Below are 15,114 nucleotides of genomic sequence, written 5' to 3'. Positions count from 1 at the left end.
CAAAGCCACGGGACGGGTTGGCTTTTGGGCCAGCCACAGTGATGGCTTACTTGTGTGCTGGGAGCGAGCGCGGGTCGGAAAAAGGCCCGCGCCATTTGCGCGTAACGTCGTTGTCACGACCCGTGGCGTCGCGCACTGCGTGTTTCGCGCAAAGGCATGGTCTCGTGAAACCGCTTCGAAAGTGGCAGCGGAAGTGGCAGCCGAGGTCGCCGGAGTGTAGTACGCACCAGTACGCACCAGTACGCACCAGCACGCACCAGCAGCGCCCCGCTCCATCGCCGCTCACCGCTGCATCGACTCCCACACCTTATGCAAGCGCTTCACCGAAACCGGCATCGGCGTACGCAACTCCTGCGCGAACAGCGAGATTCGCAACTCCTCCAGCAGCCAGCGAAACTCCGACAAACGCGGGTCCAGCACGCCGCCACGTTGCGCCACCGCACGCTGATAGTTCTGCAACAGCGGCTGAAACTCGGCGAACTGCCGCGCATCGCGCGCGGGGTCCGCCTTCAGCTTGTCGACGCGCAGCGCCATCCCTTTCAGATAGCGCGGAAAGTGGGCCAGCTGAGCGTACGGCGTATCGACCACGAAACGCTTGCCGATCAAGCCATCAAGCTGATTCTGCAGGTCGGCATGCGCAGCCGCGAACGACTTCGCCTGCACCAGCTTCTTCGTCACGCTCGCGTATTCGCCAAGAATCTGCCCCACCAGCCGGGCGATTTCCTGAGCCAGCAGCGTCAGGCGGCTGCGTCCTTCGTCGCGTCGCGTATGGAAGCTGACGTCGTCATCCGGCAGCGGATCCTGCAGACAGGCGCGATCGAGCGCGGTGTCGATCAGCTGATCGCGCAATTCTTCCTGGGTGCCGCGCGGCATGAACTGCATTGCCATTTCGCGCAGGCCCGGCAGATTCTTCTCCAGATACTTGATCGGCTCCTTCAACTGCAACGCGAAGAGCCGGCGCAATCCCGCGCGATGAATCCGCGCGGCTTCATCCGGCGAGTCGAACACTTCGACATCGCAATGCGTGCCGCGATCCACCAGCGCCGGATAGCCGAACAGCGTCTGGCCGCCCCGGCGAATCTCGAGCAGCTCGGGCAGCTTGCCGAAATTCCACGTGGTCAGTTTTTCATATAGCGCCGTGCCCGCCGCGCGACCTTGCGACGTAGTTTGCGGACCAGCCACGCCCGCGCCCTTGCCTCGCTGCGCAGCACCGCCGCTTGCCGCACCGGATGCGCCAGCGCCTTGCGAAGGCGTCGCGACGCCGCCGCCCCCCGCATCCGCCAACGCCGCGCCCGCCGCGCTCGACGCGATCTTCTGGAAATGCTGCTGCGCCTGGCCGCCGAGTTCGGCACGCAGTTGCGACAGATTGCGGCCCATCGCGAGTTGCCGCCCGTGCTCGTCGACGACCTTGAAGTTCATGAACAGATGCGGCGGCAAGGTCTCGAGCTTGAAGTCCGACTGCTTCATCGCGACCTGGGTCTGCTCGCGAACATCGGCGATCAGCGACTCCAGCAAACCGCCCGCCCCAAACCGCACACCACTGTGCCGGTCGACAAACCCCACCGCGTACTCCGGCAACGGCACGCAATGACGCCGCAACTTCTGCGGCAACGACTTGAGCAGCAGTTGCGACTTCTCTTTCAGCATGCCGGGCACGAGCCACTCGCCGCGGCGCGCGTCGACCTGATTCAGCGCATACAGCGGCACGGCGAGCGTGACGCCGTCGCGCGGCGCACCCGGCTCGAAGTGATAGCTGAGCGCCATCTCGACGCCGGCCATCGTCATCCGTTTCGGGAACAGATCGGTCGTCACGCCGGCGGCTTCGTGCCGCATCAGATCGTCGCGCGACAGATACAGCAGGCGCAGCTTGTCCTCCGGCTGGCCGCTCTTTTTCACCTCGTCGCGATACCAGCGCTCGAACGACGCGCCGGTGTAGATGCCGTTCGGCAACGCCTGATCGTAGAAGGCAAAAATCAGTTCGTCGTCGACCAGCACGTCCTGGCGGCGCGACTTGTGCTCCAGTTGCTCGATATCGGCGAGCAGTTTGCGGTTGTGCGCGAAGAACGCGAGCTTCGTATCGAACTCGCCTTCGACCAGCGCGCCGCGAATGAACAACTCTCTCGCGCGCGCCGGATCCTGTTTGCCGAAGCTCACGCGCCGCCGGTGATAGATCGGCAGACCGTACAGCATCGCCCGCTCGAACGCGGACACCTGCGCCGCGCGCTTCTCCCAATGCGGCTCGGAGAGCGACTTCTTCAGCAGATGCGCGCCGATTTTCTCGACCCACTCCGGCTCGATCTTCGCGATGCAGCGCGCGTACAGACGGCTCGTCTCGACCAGTTCGGCGGCCATCACCCACTTGCCCGCCTTCTTCACCAGCGCCGAGCCCGGCCACAAATAGAATTTGATGCCGCGCGCGCCGAGGTGATACGGTTCGTCGTCGGCTTTGAGGCCGATGTTGCCGAGCAGGCCGGTCAACAGCGCGAGATGGATCTGCTCGAAGGTCGCTTCCGCTTCGTTCAGACGCCAGCCGTGCTCGCGCACCACCGTCAGCAACTGGGAGTGCACGTCGCGCCATTCGCGCAGCCGCAGTTGCGACAGGAAGTTCTTGCGGCACTCCTCGTGCAACTGCTTGTTCGACTTCTTGTGCGCGATCGCTTCTTCGAACCAGTTCCAGATTTTCAGCCACTGCAAAAATTCCGAACGCTCGTCGGCGAAGCGGCGATGCGCCTGGTCGGCCTGCTCCTGCGCTTCGATCGGCCGGTCGCGCGGATCCTGCACGGACAACGCGCTCGCGATGATCAGCACTTCCTTCAATGCCTGCTGATCGCGCGCGGCCAGAATCATCCGGCCGACGCGCGGATCGAGCGGCAAGCGCGCGAGTTCGCGGCCGAGCGGCGTGAGCTGGTTGTCGTCGTCGACGGCGCCGAGTTCGTTGAGCAGTTGATAGCCGTCGGCGATTGCGCGGCCCGGCGGCGGCTCGATGAACGGGAAGGTTTCGATCGCCGTCAGATGCAGTGACTTCATCCGCAGAATCACCGACGCCAGCGACGAACGCAGAATCTCCGGATCGGTGAAGCGCGCACGGCCCTGGAAATCGCTGTCCTCGTACAGACGAATACACACGCCGTCGGCGACCCGGCCGCAGCGCCCGGCCCGTTGATTCGCAGCGGCCTGCGAAATCGACTCGACCTGCAACTGCTCGACCTTGTTGCGATACGAGTAGCGCTTCACGCGCGCGAGCCCGGTATCGACCACGTAGCGAATGCCAGGCACCGTCAGCGAGGTTTCGGCGACGTTGGTCGCCAGCACGATGCGGCGCGCGTTCGAGGTGCGGAACACGCGCTCCTGTTCGGCCGCGGACAGTCGCGCGAACAGCGGCAGGATTTCCGTATGCGGCGGATGGTGCTTGCGCAGCGCCTCGGCGGCATCGCGAATCTCGCGCTCGCCCGGCAGGAACACCAGCACGTCGCCGGGGCCTTCGCGGCACAGTTCGTCGACGGCGTCGACGATGGCTTCCATCAGATCGCGATCGGTTTCGCGCTGGGTCTTCGGGCGTTCCCGCGACGAAGCCGAGGCCGACGACGAAGCACCCGCTGTGCCTTGTGCCGCCTTCACCGCCGGACTGTCCTCGACGACCGGCCGGTAGCGCACCTCGACCGGATAGAGACGCCCGCTCACCTCGATCACCGGCGCGGGCTTGTCCTCGCTGCCGAAGTGGCGCGCGAAGCGGTCGGCGTCGATGGTCGCCGAGGTCACGATCAGCTTCAGATCGGGACGCTTGACGAGAATTTCCTTCAGATAGCCGAGCAGGAAATCGATGTTCAGGCTGCGCTCGTGCGCTTCGTCGATGATCAGCGTGTCGTACGCTTTGAGCAGCGGATCGGTCTGCGTTTCGGCGAGCAGGATACCGTCGGTCATCAGCTTGACCGATGCGCCGGGCGACAGGTTATCGGTGAAACGCACCTTGTAGCCGACCACTTCGCCGAACGGCGTGCCGAGTTCTTCGGCGATGCGGCGCCCCGTCGCCGACGCGGCGATCCGGCGCGGCTGCGTGTGGCCGATCAGGCCCGCGCCACCGGCGCCGAGACCGCGCCCCGACGCGAGGCAGATTTTCGGCAACTGGGTGGTCTTGCCGGAGCCGGTTTCGCCCGACACGATCACGACCTGATTCTCCGCGATCGCCTTGGCGATCTCGTCGCGGCGGCCGGAGACCGGCAGCGCTTCGGGGAAGGTGATCGGCGGAATCGGGTTCGGTTCGACAACGCGCGGGGCACGCGGGGCACGCGGTTCACGGCGGCTCGCATTGCGTTCACTGCCGCTCGCTTGCGGCAATTTTTGAGCAGGCCCGCCAGATTCGCGACGCGGCGCGCCGCCTTGCGCCGACGCCTGCGCGCCTTCCACCGCGCGACGCGGTTCGCGCGCCGCATGCGGCGTGTTGGGCTCGGTGTCCTGCGCAGGACGGCGCTTCGCGTCGCCGGCGTTCATCTGATCGGCGGCCGGCGCCGGATTCTCGTTCGCCGCAGCGGGACTTTTGGGTACATTCGACATGGGGGCGCATTATAATCCCCGGCATGAATTCCCAAACCGACCTCGTCCCCGCGCCCGCGAGCGTTCCGGCCCCCGCCGGAACAACGGAAAACCTCGCACAGCATGCGCAATTCGTCGACTGGATGCGTTCAGTCGCCCCTTACATCCATGCGTTCCGGAACAAGACGTTCGTCGTCGGGTTCGGCGGCGAGGTGGTGCATCAGGGGCTCCTGAATGCGCTGGTGTCCGACATCGCGCTGCTGCAGGCCATGGGCATCCAGATCGTGCTGGTGCATGGCTCGCGACCGCAGGTCGAAGAGCAGATGAGTTTGCACGGCGTGGAATCCGAGTTTTCACACGGTATGCGTATCACCGACGCGCGCGCGCTCGAGTCCGCGAAAGAAGCGGCCGGCGAAGTGCGTCTGGACATCGAGGCCGCGATCAGCCAGGGCTTGCCGAACACGCCGATGGCGCACGCGCACATCAGCGTGGTGTCGGGCAACTTCGTGACGGCACGGCCGGTCGGCATTCTCGACGGCGTCGATTTCGCCCACACCGGCGTGGTGCGCAAGATCGACGCGGATTCGATCCGCCATTCGCTCGCCAGCCGCAAGCTGGTGCTGCTGTCGCCGCTTGGCTTCTCGCCCACCGGCGAGGCGTTCAACCTGTCGATGGAAGACGTGGCCTCGGCCGCGGCCATCGCGCTGCGCGCCGACAAGATCGTGTTCCTGACCGAAACGCCGGGCCTGATGGAAGCCGGCGAAAACGGCCCTGAACTGCTGCGGGAGCTGTCGCTCGACGACGCGTACAAGCTGCACGAAAGCGGTGAAGTGACCGGCGACGCGGGCTTCTATCTGAAGCACTCGATCCGTGCGTGCCGCGGCGGCGTCGCGCGGGCGCACATCATCCCCTACGCGCTCGACGGCAGCCTGCTGCTCGAACTGTTCCTGCACGACGGCGTCGGCACGATGATCTCGTACGAGAACCTCGAAAGCCTGCGCGAAGCGACGCCGGACGACGTCGGCGGCATTCTCTCGCTGATCGAGCCGCTCGAATCGGACGGCACGCTGGTGCGGCGCGGGCGCCACCAGATCGAACGCGACATCGACCATTTCTCGGTGATCGAGCACGATGGCGTGCTGTTCGGCTGCGCGGCGCTGTATCCGTATCCGCAAGAGCGCATCGGCGAAATGGCGTGCCTGACGGTCGCGCCCGAAGCGCAAGGCACCGGCGACGGCGAACGCCTGCTCAAGCGCATCGAGCAGCGCGCGCGAGCGCGCGGCCTCACGCGCATTTTCGTGCTCACCACGCGCACCGAACACTGGTTCCTGAAGCGCGGCTTCGTCAAGGTCACGGTCGACGACCTGCCGGAAGACCGCCGCAGACTCTATAACTGGCAGCGCAAGTCGCTCGTGCTGATGAAACAGCTCTGAGCGTCGCCATATAAAAGCGACTGCCCGCCCAACATCGATACAGCAACTATTTTTATGGGACCGGAGTAAGTGCTAAAGCACTAACTCCGGTCGACAAAGGAGAAGCACAGCATGACTCGTATGGTTCAATGCGCGAAGCTCGGCAAGGAAGCCGAAGGCCTCGATTTCCCGCCGCTGCCTGGCGAACTCGGCAAGCGGATCTACGAAAGCATTTCGAAGGAAGCCTGGCAGGCCTGGTTGAAGCAGCAGACCATGCTGATCAACGAAAACCGCCTGAACATGGCCGATCCGCGCGCACGCCAATACCTGATGAAGCAGACCGAAAAGTTCTTCTTCGGCGAAGGCGCCGATACCGCGCAGGGTTACGTGCCGCCGTCGGCCTGAGACAGCGCTTTAGCCGCTCTTCCACCGCACCAGCCGTACCGACAAAATCCGCGCCGCAAGCGCGGATTTTTTTCGCCTCTTTTTTCGTTTTCCCCAACCCTAACGGCGGCCGCGAAACGCTCCAAACGGTTCATTTCCGGCCGTTTTCAGGGCGCGTTTACGGACCGCCCCAATACTCCGCAATCCCCCGCCCGGCAAGGGATTGGGCGTCTTCGTCGAGCCCGGCCAGGATCCGCTACGGCGCGCTCGCGATCGGTTTCAATATTTCGGTGTCGCTGTTCGGCGGGACGACGCCGCTGATGACCGCATGGCTGGTCGACCGTACCGGCAATCTGATGATGCCCGCGTATTACCTGATGGGTGCGTCGCTGATCGGCATCGTGTCGGTGCTCGCGCTGACCGAAACCGCCCGCAAGCCGCTGCTCGGCTCGGGCCCGTGCGTGGCCACGCGTGCCGAGGCACATGCGGTGCTGCGCGGCGAGCGTGAAGCGGCAGAGATGGATGAAGGTTACGCGGCAGCCGCGACGGCGAGTGCATGATGACGTGAATGAGCACGTGCACAAGCTCGTACATCAGCGCGGATCGCGCGGCGGCTAGCTGCGTGTGGTTAGCGCGATAGTTGAGCGCGAGTCGTTCGGAAACGGGCCGGCAAAGAAATTTGCCGGCCCGTTTTTTTACGTCAGCAGCGAATCGAAAGTCGCACTCGCCCGCGCGCCTTCGACGATCAACATGCCCGCACAAATCGGCAGCTTGAAACGCCGTGGCCCCGCGCTGCCGGGATTGATGAACAGCACGCCGTCGCGCTCGCTGATCGACGGCTTGTGCGAGTGGCCGCTCACCACCACGCCGACGCCGTCACCGCGAGGATCGGCGCCCAGCTCGGCGATATCATGCACGACGCGGATCGTCACCTGCTGCACCGTCAGTGTCGCGTGGGTCGGCAGTGACGCGGCCCAGTCGCCGGTGTCGTTGTTGCCGCGCACCGCCGTGACCGGCGCGATCCGCAGCAGCGCGTCGAGCACCGCCTGATTGCAGATGTCGCCCGCGTGGATGATCGCGTCGCAGCCGGCGAGATATTGCAGCGCTTCGGGACGCACGAGATTGTGCGTGTCGGAGATGAGTCCGATACGGGTCGCCGGGGAGCGTGAGCTGCGCGAAGTCATGCTGTCCAGTATCGGCCAAACGGCCTCACTCCGTTTGCTGCCCGGCGAGCTCGCGCGAAGCTCAACCACACACCGTATCGCGGCAGCATGGTCGCGAGCATGGCGAAGAACGCGGCGAAAGAACCGCGGCCTGTCACCATGCCGCGCATCAGCAACGCGACGAAGTCCGCGCCGTGCGCGCGCTGCGCCGATACCGCAAGCACGATGCCGAGCAACGGAAACACCGACAGCAGCCCGCTCCAGGCGGCGCCCATCGACGCGGACAGTGTCGTCACCGCGACCGTCAGCGCGGCGAGAAAGGCTGGCACCAGTGCGAGCTTGAGCGTCAGCAGCATGCTTACGCTTCCAGCGCGTGTTCGATGCGCCGGTCCGGCACCAGCCACCACGCCGCGGCGAGCGTATAGAGCACCGCCGAGGCCCACGGCGCGATAGAGGCGAGCCCGATGCCCGCGAGGTAGATCGCGACGGAGACCTTGCCTTTGAAGTCGTTGCCGACCGCCTTGGCGATGGCCGACTCTTTACCGTGTTCGCGGATCAGCAAGCGGGTCAGGATGAAATACGCGATCGCCGCCATAAACAGCACGACGCCGTACATCGCGGTCGGCCAGGAGGCCAGATGGTTTTGGCCGACCCAATGCGTGACGGCGGGCAGCAGCGACAGCCAGAACAGCAGATGGAGGTTGGCCCACAGCACCGCGCCGTTGACCTTCTGCACAGCATGGAACATGTGGTGATGATTGTTCCAGTAGATGCCGACGTAGATGAAGCTCAGCACGTACGCGCAGAACACCGGGAGCATCGGACGCAGCGCGGCGAGATCGAAGCCCTCCGGCACCTTCAGTTCGAGCACCATGATCGTGATGATGATGGCGATCACGCCATCGCTGAAGGCTTCGACACGTCCCTTGCCCATCGGCGGGTTTCCTGATGATGAATGCGGTTGGGCGCACAGCCCGCCCGCGTCCCGCAGACGACCCGCGCCGCTGCCGATTATCCGCGATGCCGCGACGCTTTGTCGATGCGCGTGCTCGACCGGTTGGAGCGCGGGTGCGGAGAACTGGCGGATCGGCGCGAACCGGCTGCGCTAACCGGCGGCGCTAACCGGCGGCGCTAACCGGCGCGACGTGCGTCGTTCAACTCGACGCGCCGCCGGGATAATAAACAGCGAGCCACACACTCGGCTCCCCGTCGCTTGTCCACGCGACCCGATGCCGGCAATGCGCTTCGATCAGCACATGGTCGCCGGGCTTCATCGGATGCGGCTGCGCATTGCCTTCGAACTCGAGCGTCGCCGCGCCGCTCAGCAACACGACCCATTCGGCGCGCGGACTGTCGTACCAGAAGCCCGGCGGGCTTGCCTGCCCGGTCGACACGATTCGCTCGATCGTCACACCGGCTTGCTCGACGAGCGCGTCGACCTGCTCGCCGGCGTCGGCGCCAGCGTCCGCAGACACGACGGGGTCGAACAGATTGCCGGTGGTGAGCGCGCGTTTCATCGTCCGTGCCGTGTCTGTGTCCAGGCTGTCTCTCTCTACGCGCCCAGCGCTCACTTCATCGGCTTGAGCCCATCGAGCAAGGTCGGCACCAGTTCGCTGATCGTGGGATGAACGTGCATCGCGTACTGCAAGGTCGGATACGGCGCCCCCGACGTCATGATGTCGATGAACGTGTGAATCGCTTCATCGCCTTCGATGCCGTGAATCGCCGCGCCGAGGATCTTCTTGCTCTGCGCGTCGACCATCACCTTCATGAAGCCGTCGGTCTCGCCGCGTTCGCGGGCGCGGCCCACGCGCGACATCGGCATGGTCGAGATCAGCGCTTCGCGGCCGGTCTTGCGCACCTCGCTCTCCGACATCCCGACACGCGCGAGCGGCGGATCGACGAACACCGCGTACGCCATGATCCGCGTGTCGACGCTGCGCGCGCCGCCGTCGACCAGATTGGCCGCGACGATCTGGAAATCGTCATAGGACGTATGCGTGAACGCGCCGCGCCCGTTGACGTCGCCGATCGCCCAGATGCCCGGCACCCGGGTGCGCAACTGGCCGTCGACCGGAATCGTGCCGTGCTTGTCTAGCGCGAGGCCGGCGGCGGCGAGGCCAAGATCGTCGGTATTTGGCTCGCGGCCGGTCGCCAACAGCAGGTGCGATGCCTCCAGTGCGGGCATGTTCTGCTCGAAGCCGATGCACACTTCGTTCGCGTGATGCGGATGCGGCTCGACCCGCGAAGGCTGCACGCCGAAGCGGAACTCGACGCCCTCACGGGCGAGCACCTTGCGCACCGAGTCCGCGAAATCGGCATCCTCGCGGGTGAGCACGCGCTCGCCGCGCACCAGCACGGTCACACGGCTGCCGAAGCGTCGAAACACCTGCGCGAATTCGAGCGCGATATAACTGCTGCCGACGATCACCAGATGGCTCGGCAACTCGGTCAATTCGAGCAGATTGGAATTGGTGTAGTAGCGAATCCGCTCGAGACCTTCGAGCGGCGGCACGATCGCGCGCGTGCCGGTGTTGATGAAGATTTCGTCGGCGCTGAGTTCGTTCAGCAGCTGGCTGTCCGGCCCGCTGATCGCGAGCGTATGCGCGCCGGTGAAGCGCGCGTGGCCGTTGAACACGGTGACGTTCTCAGTGCTGCGCAGCCATTTCTCGACCCCGTCGCGCGACTGGCCGATGATCTTGTCCTTACGCGCCTTGACGGCCGCGAGATCGACGCTGATCGAGCCGCTCACCTGCACGCCCAGTTCCGCGGCATGGCGCGCCACGTGCGCCGTGCGGGCACTGGCCACATACGACTTGGTCGGCGTGCAGCCGACGTTCACGCAGGTTCCGCCAAAGGCCGCGCGTTCGATCACCGCGGTTTGACGGCCACTTTGGGCGAGACGTACCGCCAGCGGCGAACCGCCTTGTCCCGTACCGATCACAACTGCGTCGAAGTGCTGTGGCATGGCTACTCTCCCGAGGCTGGGGTGCAGGTCGTAGCATCTTACCCTCAGTGCCTCGCGGCGCCGTGCCCTGTTGCTGATTGCTGCGAATTTCCTCCAGCTGCGCTCAGGCGTGGCAATGCACCGCGCAGATCAATTCGCGCGAGCGTTGCAGCGCGGCCTGCGCGCCGCGAGCCGCGACGACCCAGCCGACCTGGCCGAGATTGAAGTCCTGCGACACCATCACCTGCATGAGGGCGACCATCGGCAGGACGACCGACGGCCGGTAAAGCTGGTTCCTGATCAAAGCTGGCATGACAACTCCCATCGCCTGGCGCCACTTCGGCACCAGGCTCAATTTACCTTCCGATGGGAGAAGTCTACGGAGAGCGCGGTCGCGGATAAATACTGCAAATGCGAAGGCACTTGTTTAGCAATCTGAACAATCGAATCCTCAGGCCTGCTGCGGCTGGCGGGTGGATTGCCGGATTCGCCCGTCTGGCGGGCGCGTTCACGTGAGTTAGTGCGGGTTCGTGCGAGCAACAGCGTGCATGCCGGCGACCGCGGCCGCCGGCTCGCTCACGGCGCGCCGGCCATGCTCAACTGCGCGTCGCACAGACTGCGGGCATACGCGCTCGCGCCAACCGGCCGGCTGTACAGATACCCCTGCTGCTTGTCGCAATCGATCGACCGCAAGAACGCCGCCTGTTCGGCGGTCTCCACGCCTTCCGCGGTGACGTTCATGCCGAGCGAATGCGCCATCGCCACCACCGCCTGCGTAATCGCAATCGAATCGCGATGATCCGGCAAGCCCGCGACGAACGAACGGTCGATTTTCAGGTTGTGCAACGGGAAGCGCTTCAGATACGACAGCGACGAATAGCCGGTGCCGAAGTCGTCGACCGAAATACGCACGCCCATCGCGCTCAGCGCGCTCAACATGGGCAGCACGGTGTCGCTGTCGCTCATCAGCAGCCGTTCGGTGATCTCCAGTTCGAGCGCTGCGGGTTCGAGCCCCGACTCCGACAGACAGCGCTCGATGCGCGCCAGCAAGCCGTCGTTGAATTGCCGCGGCGACAGGTTCACCGCGACGATCAGCTCCGGCGCCAGCGTGCGCCGCCATTGCGCGACCTGCGCGCAGGCCCGCGCCAGCACCCAGTCGCCGATCTCGACGATCAGGCCGGCATCTTCGGCCACCGGAATGAATTCGCCCGGCGAAACGTTGCCCAGCTCGGCGTTGTACCAGCGCAGCAGCGCCTCCGCGCCGATCGTGCGGCCATCCTGGCTGTCGACGATCGGCTGGTACACGAGGCTCAGTTCGTCGGCGGCGAGCGCGCGCCGCAACGATTGCTCGATCGTGAAGCGGCGTTGCAGATGCTGATTCAGCTCGGCGGTGAAGAACTGGAAGTTGTTGCGGCCGCGCTGCTTGGCGTGGTACATCGCCGAGTCGGCGTTGCGCATCAGCGTAGCGACGTCCTGGCCGTCTTCGGGAAACAGGCTGATACCGATCGACGCCCCCAGGTAGTACTCGTTGCCCGCTACCGCGAACGGCACCGCAATCAGGTCGAGGATCCGGCGCGCGAGCCCGATCAGATGCGCGGTGTTTTCATACGCGCTGACCACGATCACGAACTCGTCGCCGCCCACCCGCGCGAGCGTGTCGTTGCGCTCGACGCACGCCGACAGCCGTTCCGCCACGCTGCATAGCAACGCGTCGCCGGCCTCGTGACCGGCGGTATCGTTGACCTTCTTGAAGCCGTCCAGATCGACGAACAGCACGGCGACGCTCGCCAGTTCGCCCGCGCCCGCCGCCGCGGCCGGCTCGAACAGACCGCGCATCCGTTCGGTCAGATAGGCGCGGTTGTACAGGCCGGTGAGCGAGTCGCGGGTGGCAAGGAACTTGAGTTGCCGTTGCGCCTCGCGCACCGGGCCGATGTCGGTGAACGAGATCAGCACCGAATCCGGTTCGCTGTCGCCCGGCCGGATGATCGGCACGACGTTCTCCGTAATCCACACGACCTCGCCGCCGGTCAGTTCCACGCCGAGCGTGACGCCGAGCATCGGTTTGCCGGTTGCCAGCACCAGCGCGGTCGGGCGGTCGGCAGCGGTGACGACCGAGCCGTCTTCTTGATACGCGCGCAGCATCACGGTCTGAATATTGCGGCCGATGATCTGCGGAGTCGCGCGCAGCATGCGCTGCGCGCTCGGATTGCAGGCCAGCACGACGCCGGTGCGCGACTGCACGACAATGCCCTCGCTCAGATGATCGACCACCAGCCGGTGATGCTCTTCGCTGCGCGCGAGACGCTGCGCCATCACATCCTGGTGGACTGCGAGACCGACGCTGCCGCCGATGTCGCGCAGGATTGCCTCCTCCTCGGGACGCGGCCGGCGCGCCGTCCGGTAATAGACCGCGAACGCGCCGAGCACCGTGCCGGCGTCGTTTTCGAACGGCACCGACCAGCACGCGCGCAAGCCGAGCGGCAACGCGAGATGCCGGTAATCCGTCCACAGTGGATCGGTTTCGATATCTTCGACGACGACGAGGCGCCGCTCGTGCATCGCGGTGCCGCACGACCCCGCTTGCGGACCGATCGCGACGCCGTCGATCGCGGCGCTGAAATGCGCCGGCAGCGACGGCGCGCCGCCGACTCTGGCGTGCACGCCGTCGGCGTCCAGCAGCAGGATCGAACAGGACGCGCCTTCGCCTAGCAGCGCTTGCGCGCGGCGGCAGATTTCATCGAGTAATTCCGGCAGCGGGGTGTTGCGGGTAATCAGCCGCAACACGCTACGCTCCGACGCCAGCACCTCTTCGGCCAGATCCGGCCGGTAGCGGGTGCCCTCTGGCGCTGCTCCCATCGCGCCATCTGATGTCGCTTCGCAAGTCATTTATGCGCCCCCCAACCCAACATCGGCAGGTTAGTGTACGCGGCACACCGGGGTTTACGCGAACCCGGTGCAGAATATTCTGAATGGATGGATGGCGTGCGGACTGAAGCGGATCGTGTTGGGAGGCGGTGTGAGCCGCGCGTGCGCGCACGCACGCAGAAGCGGTTGCGCGCGTACCTGCTGATGGGGTTGCGGGCGCCGCTGAGTTCGCTAGTGCCAGTGTGGCCGCGGCGCGACGCGCTTCAGCGCCGGCTGGCGCCCGCCGCGGCCGCGACGGTTTGGCGACTGCGGCGGGCTTAGGCGTTTCAGCCGCCTCCACTGTTTCCGCCGCCGGGCGGGCGGCCTGCGCCTCCGCCGCCACCTTGTGAGGGACCGCCCAGTGGACGGTTACCACCGCCGCCTTCCGGGCCGCCGCCTGACGGGCGCCCGCCTCCACCGCCTTGATGACCGCCGGGTGGCCGTCCACTCGCATTCCCCGGTTGCTGACCGCCGGGTGGCCGTCCACCCACATTCCCCGGTTGCGGCCCACCCGGTGGGCGCCCACCCGCATTCCCCGGTTGCTGGCCACCCGGTGGCCGTCCACCCGTATTCCCCGCCGGGTGTGCCCGCCCGGACGCGCGCCCGGATGCCCCGGCTGCTCCGGCTGCCCCGGCTGCTGGCTGCCCGGCGGCCGCCAGCCTGGCGGCTGTCCAGCCCCGGGCCGAGGCGGTGGCGGCGGCGCATGGTGCGCCCAGCGCGATTGCTGGTTGTATCAGGGCCGGCCGCGATAATAGTTGCCCCAGTAATCGGCGATCGAAATCCCAGGATCGGCAGGCCTATCGCAGTGCCGTAATTCATCAGCGGCACATTGCTGCCCTGATAGGGAGAACTGAGCAGCGACGCATACACCCAGCCGCGCAGATTCGGTCCCGCGACATCGCACCACTGAAATGGCGCACTTGCACGGCGCATGCCTGAAAGCGTCCCGTCAACGGGTTGCTCGGCGCTTGCGAAGATGCGCTCCCCGCGCGCGAAGCAAGATTTGGTAACGACCCACCCGAAGTCACACGTTTTTCGGGCATCTGCGTTCCGGTCACTCGGCCGATCATCCCCTGCATGAAAAACCCATGCACCGCCGGGACCGCCATGAAAATCTTCCGCCCGTTTCTTTTCGCCGGTCTGATGCTCGCACATCTGCCCGCCCACGCCACCAGCTTCGACTGTCACAGGGGACGCTCGCTTACCGAGCAGATGATCTGCAACGATTCCGCGCTCTCGAAGCTCGACGACACGCTGGGCCAACTGTACTGGAAAGCGCGGCGGCGAATCATCAACCGGCGCGCGTTTCTCGACGACAGCGACAGCAAGTGGGCATGGCGGGAAGCGAATTGCCATAACGCGGCGTGTCTGGGAACCTGGTATGCGACGCGGATCGATGAATTGCGGCGGCTGATCGAAAGCATGCAAACGGGGACGCCGCTTGCCCCCTCACCCGCACCGCTTGTCCCGGTTGACCCGGCTGACCCGGATAGTCGGCCCAAACGCTCGATGGCGGCGGCGCATGCGAGCGCAACGGCGGTGCTCGAATGCACGGCCGCGAATCCCGGGCCGGTAGTGAATGAGCAGTGTTCGAACGTGATCGGACAAACCGGCAACCCGTGGAAATACAAGCCGCACGGCAGCGACTGGTTCTGCGGCGTTGCCATGGTGGGGCCGCCGCAAACGCAGGCGAACGCCGCGCAGTGAGGTGAGGTGTTTCACATGCGTGCGTGCGTGTGCCGCGTGCATGCCTGTGACGCTACCTGAAGCATTC

10 protein-coding genes and 2 pseudogenes are annotated in these 15,114 nt (G+C 65.6%); 4 read left to right on the top strand and 8 right to left on the bottom strand.

Annotated features, from left to right (window positions below; translation table 11 throughout):
• Positions 1–282: 282 nt before the first annotated feature.
• Positions 283–4,551 (bottom strand): ATP-dependent RNA helicase HrpA, encoded by a 4,269-nt coding sequence (hrpA, locus tag HV744_RS09860; RefSeq protein ID WP_175149325.1) that lies wholly within the window; start codon positions 4,549–4,551, stop codon positions 283–285.
• Between the two features lie 23 nt (positions 4,552–4,574).
• Here hrpA and argA point away from each other — a divergent pair, with 23 nt between their 5' ends.
• The 3 genes and pseudogenes from argA to HV744_RS09845 form a co-directional block, all read left to right on the top strand.
• The gene (gene argA, locus HV744_RS09855; protein ID WP_175149324.1) at positions 4,575–5,963 is read left to right on the top strand and encodes an amino-acid N-acetyltransferase; all 1,389 of its coding nucleotides are present in this window, start codon (positions 4,575–4,577) and stop codon (positions 5,961–5,963) included.
• A 111-nt stretch (positions 5,964–6,074) separates the two neighbouring features.
• Complete coding sequence (locus HV744_RS09850; RefSeq protein ID WP_007181244.1) at positions 6,075–6,347, top strand: oxidative damage protection protein; 273 nt, start codon at positions 6,075–6,077, stop codon at positions 6,345–6,347.
• Between the two features lie 221 nt (positions 6,348–6,568).
• Positions 6,569–6,886 (top strand): annotated as a pseudogene (locus tag HV744_RS09845) (MFS transporter); the annotation flags it as partial.
• 135 nt (positions 6,887–7,021) lie between these two features.
• Here the strand turns inward: HV744_RS09845 and HV744_RS09840 are convergent.
• The 7 genes and pseudogenes from HV744_RS09840 to HV744_RS09810 all read right to left on the bottom strand — a co-directional run bounded on the left by HV744_RS09840 (position 7,022) and on the right by HV744_RS09810 (position 13,322).
• Complete coding sequence (locus HV744_RS09840; RefSeq protein WP_175149323.1) at positions 7,022–7,510, bottom strand: metallophosphoesterase family protein; 489 nt, start codon at positions 7,508–7,510, stop codon at positions 7,022–7,024.
• Positions 7,507–7,806, bottom strand: a pseudogene (locus tag HV744_RS09835) (hypothetical protein); the annotation flags it as partial. The pseudogene HV744_RS09835 and the gene HV744_RS09840, both read right to left, overlap by 4 nt.
• Positions 7,807–7,847: 41 nt before the next feature.
• Complete coding sequence (locus tag HV744_RS09830) at positions 7,848–8,423, bottom strand: TMEM175 family protein (protein ID WP_175149322.1); 576 nt, start codon at positions 8,421–8,423, stop codon at positions 7,848–7,850.
• Between the two features lie 220 nt (positions 8,424–8,643).
• Positions 8,644–9,006 (bottom strand): cupin domain-containing protein, encoded by a 363-nt coding sequence (locus HV744_RS09825; protein ID WP_175149321.1) that lies wholly within the window; start codon positions 9,004–9,006, stop codon positions 8,644–8,646.
• Positions 9,007–9,056: 50 nt separating this feature from the next.
• Positions 9,057–10,457: an FAD-containing oxidoreductase gene (locus HV744_RS09820; protein ID WP_175149320.1), complete on the bottom strand. Its 1,401-nt coding sequence runs from the start codon at positions 10,455–10,457 to the stop codon at positions 9,057–9,059.
• A gap of 103 nt (positions 10,458–10,560) precedes the next feature.
• Complete coding sequence (locus HV744_RS09815) at positions 10,561–10,749, bottom strand: hypothetical protein (protein WP_115105230.1); 189 nt, start codon at positions 10,747–10,749, stop codon at positions 10,561–10,563.
• Positions 10,750–11,012: 263 nt separating this feature from the next.
• A complete protein-coding gene (locus HV744_RS09810; RefSeq protein ID WP_175149319.1) occupies positions 11,013–13,322 on the bottom strand; it encodes a putative bifunctional diguanylate cyclase/phosphodiesterase in 2,310 nt (769 codons plus the stop codon).
• 1,125 nt (positions 13,323–14,447) lie between these two features.
• Between HV744_RS09810 and HV744_RS09805 the strand changes: the two genes are divergently transcribed.
• The gene (locus HV744_RS09805) at positions 14,448–15,047 is read left to right on the top strand and encodes a lysozyme inhibitor LprI family protein (protein WP_175149318.1); all 600 of its coding nucleotides are present in this window, start codon (positions 14,448–14,450) and stop codon (positions 15,045–15,047) included.
• Positions 15,048–15,114: the final 67 nt, after the last annotated feature.

This window comes from Paraburkholderia ultramafica, from assembly GCF_902859915.1.
GTDB classification, from domain to species: domain Bacteria; phylum Pseudomonadota; class Gammaproteobacteria; order Burkholderiales; family Burkholderiaceae; genus Paraburkholderia; species Paraburkholderia ultramafica.
This window is presented reverse-complemented; position numbering and strand designations above follow the sequence as displayed.

Bases quoted from the DNA above. Each gene is read 5' to 3' on its own strand.
- hrpA (WP_175149325.1), bottom strand. From the start codon at position 4,551: ATGTCGAATGTACCCAAAAGTCCCGCTGCGGCGAACGAGAATCCGGCG.
- argA (WP_175149324.1), top strand. From the start codon at position 4,575: ATGAATTCCCAAACCGACCTCGTCCCCGCGCCCGCGAGCGTTCCGGCC.
- HV744_RS09850 (WP_007181244.1), top strand. From the start codon at position 6,075: ATGACTCGTATGGTTCAATGCGCGAAGCTCGGCAAGGAAGCCGAAGGC.
- HV744_RS09840 (WP_175149323.1), bottom strand. From the start codon at position 7,510: ATGACTTCGCGCAGCTCACGCTCCCCGGCGACCCGTATCGGACTCATC.
- HV744_RS09830 (WP_175149322.1), bottom strand. From the start codon at position 8,423: ATGGGCAAGGGACGTGTCGAAGCCTTCAGCGATGGCGTGATCGCCATC.
- HV744_RS09825 (WP_175149321.1), bottom strand. From the start codon at position 9,006: ATGAAACGCGCGCTCACCACCGGCAATCTGTTCGACCCCGTCGTGTCT.
- HV744_RS09820 (WP_175149320.1), bottom strand. From the start codon at position 10,457: ATGCCACAGCACTTCGACGCAGTTGTGATCGGTACGGGACAAGGCGGT.
- HV744_RS09815 (WP_115105230.1), bottom strand. From the start codon at position 10,749: ATGCCAGCTTTGATCAGGAACCAGCTTTACCGGCCGTCGGTCGTCCTG.
- HV744_RS09810 (WP_175149319.1), bottom strand. From the start codon at position 13,322: ATGACTTGCGAAGCGACATCAGATGGCGCGATGGGAGCAGCGCCAGAG.
- HV744_RS09805 (WP_175149318.1), top strand. From the start codon at position 14,448: ATGAAAATCTTCCGCCCGTTTCTTTTCGCCGGTCTGATGCTCGCACAT.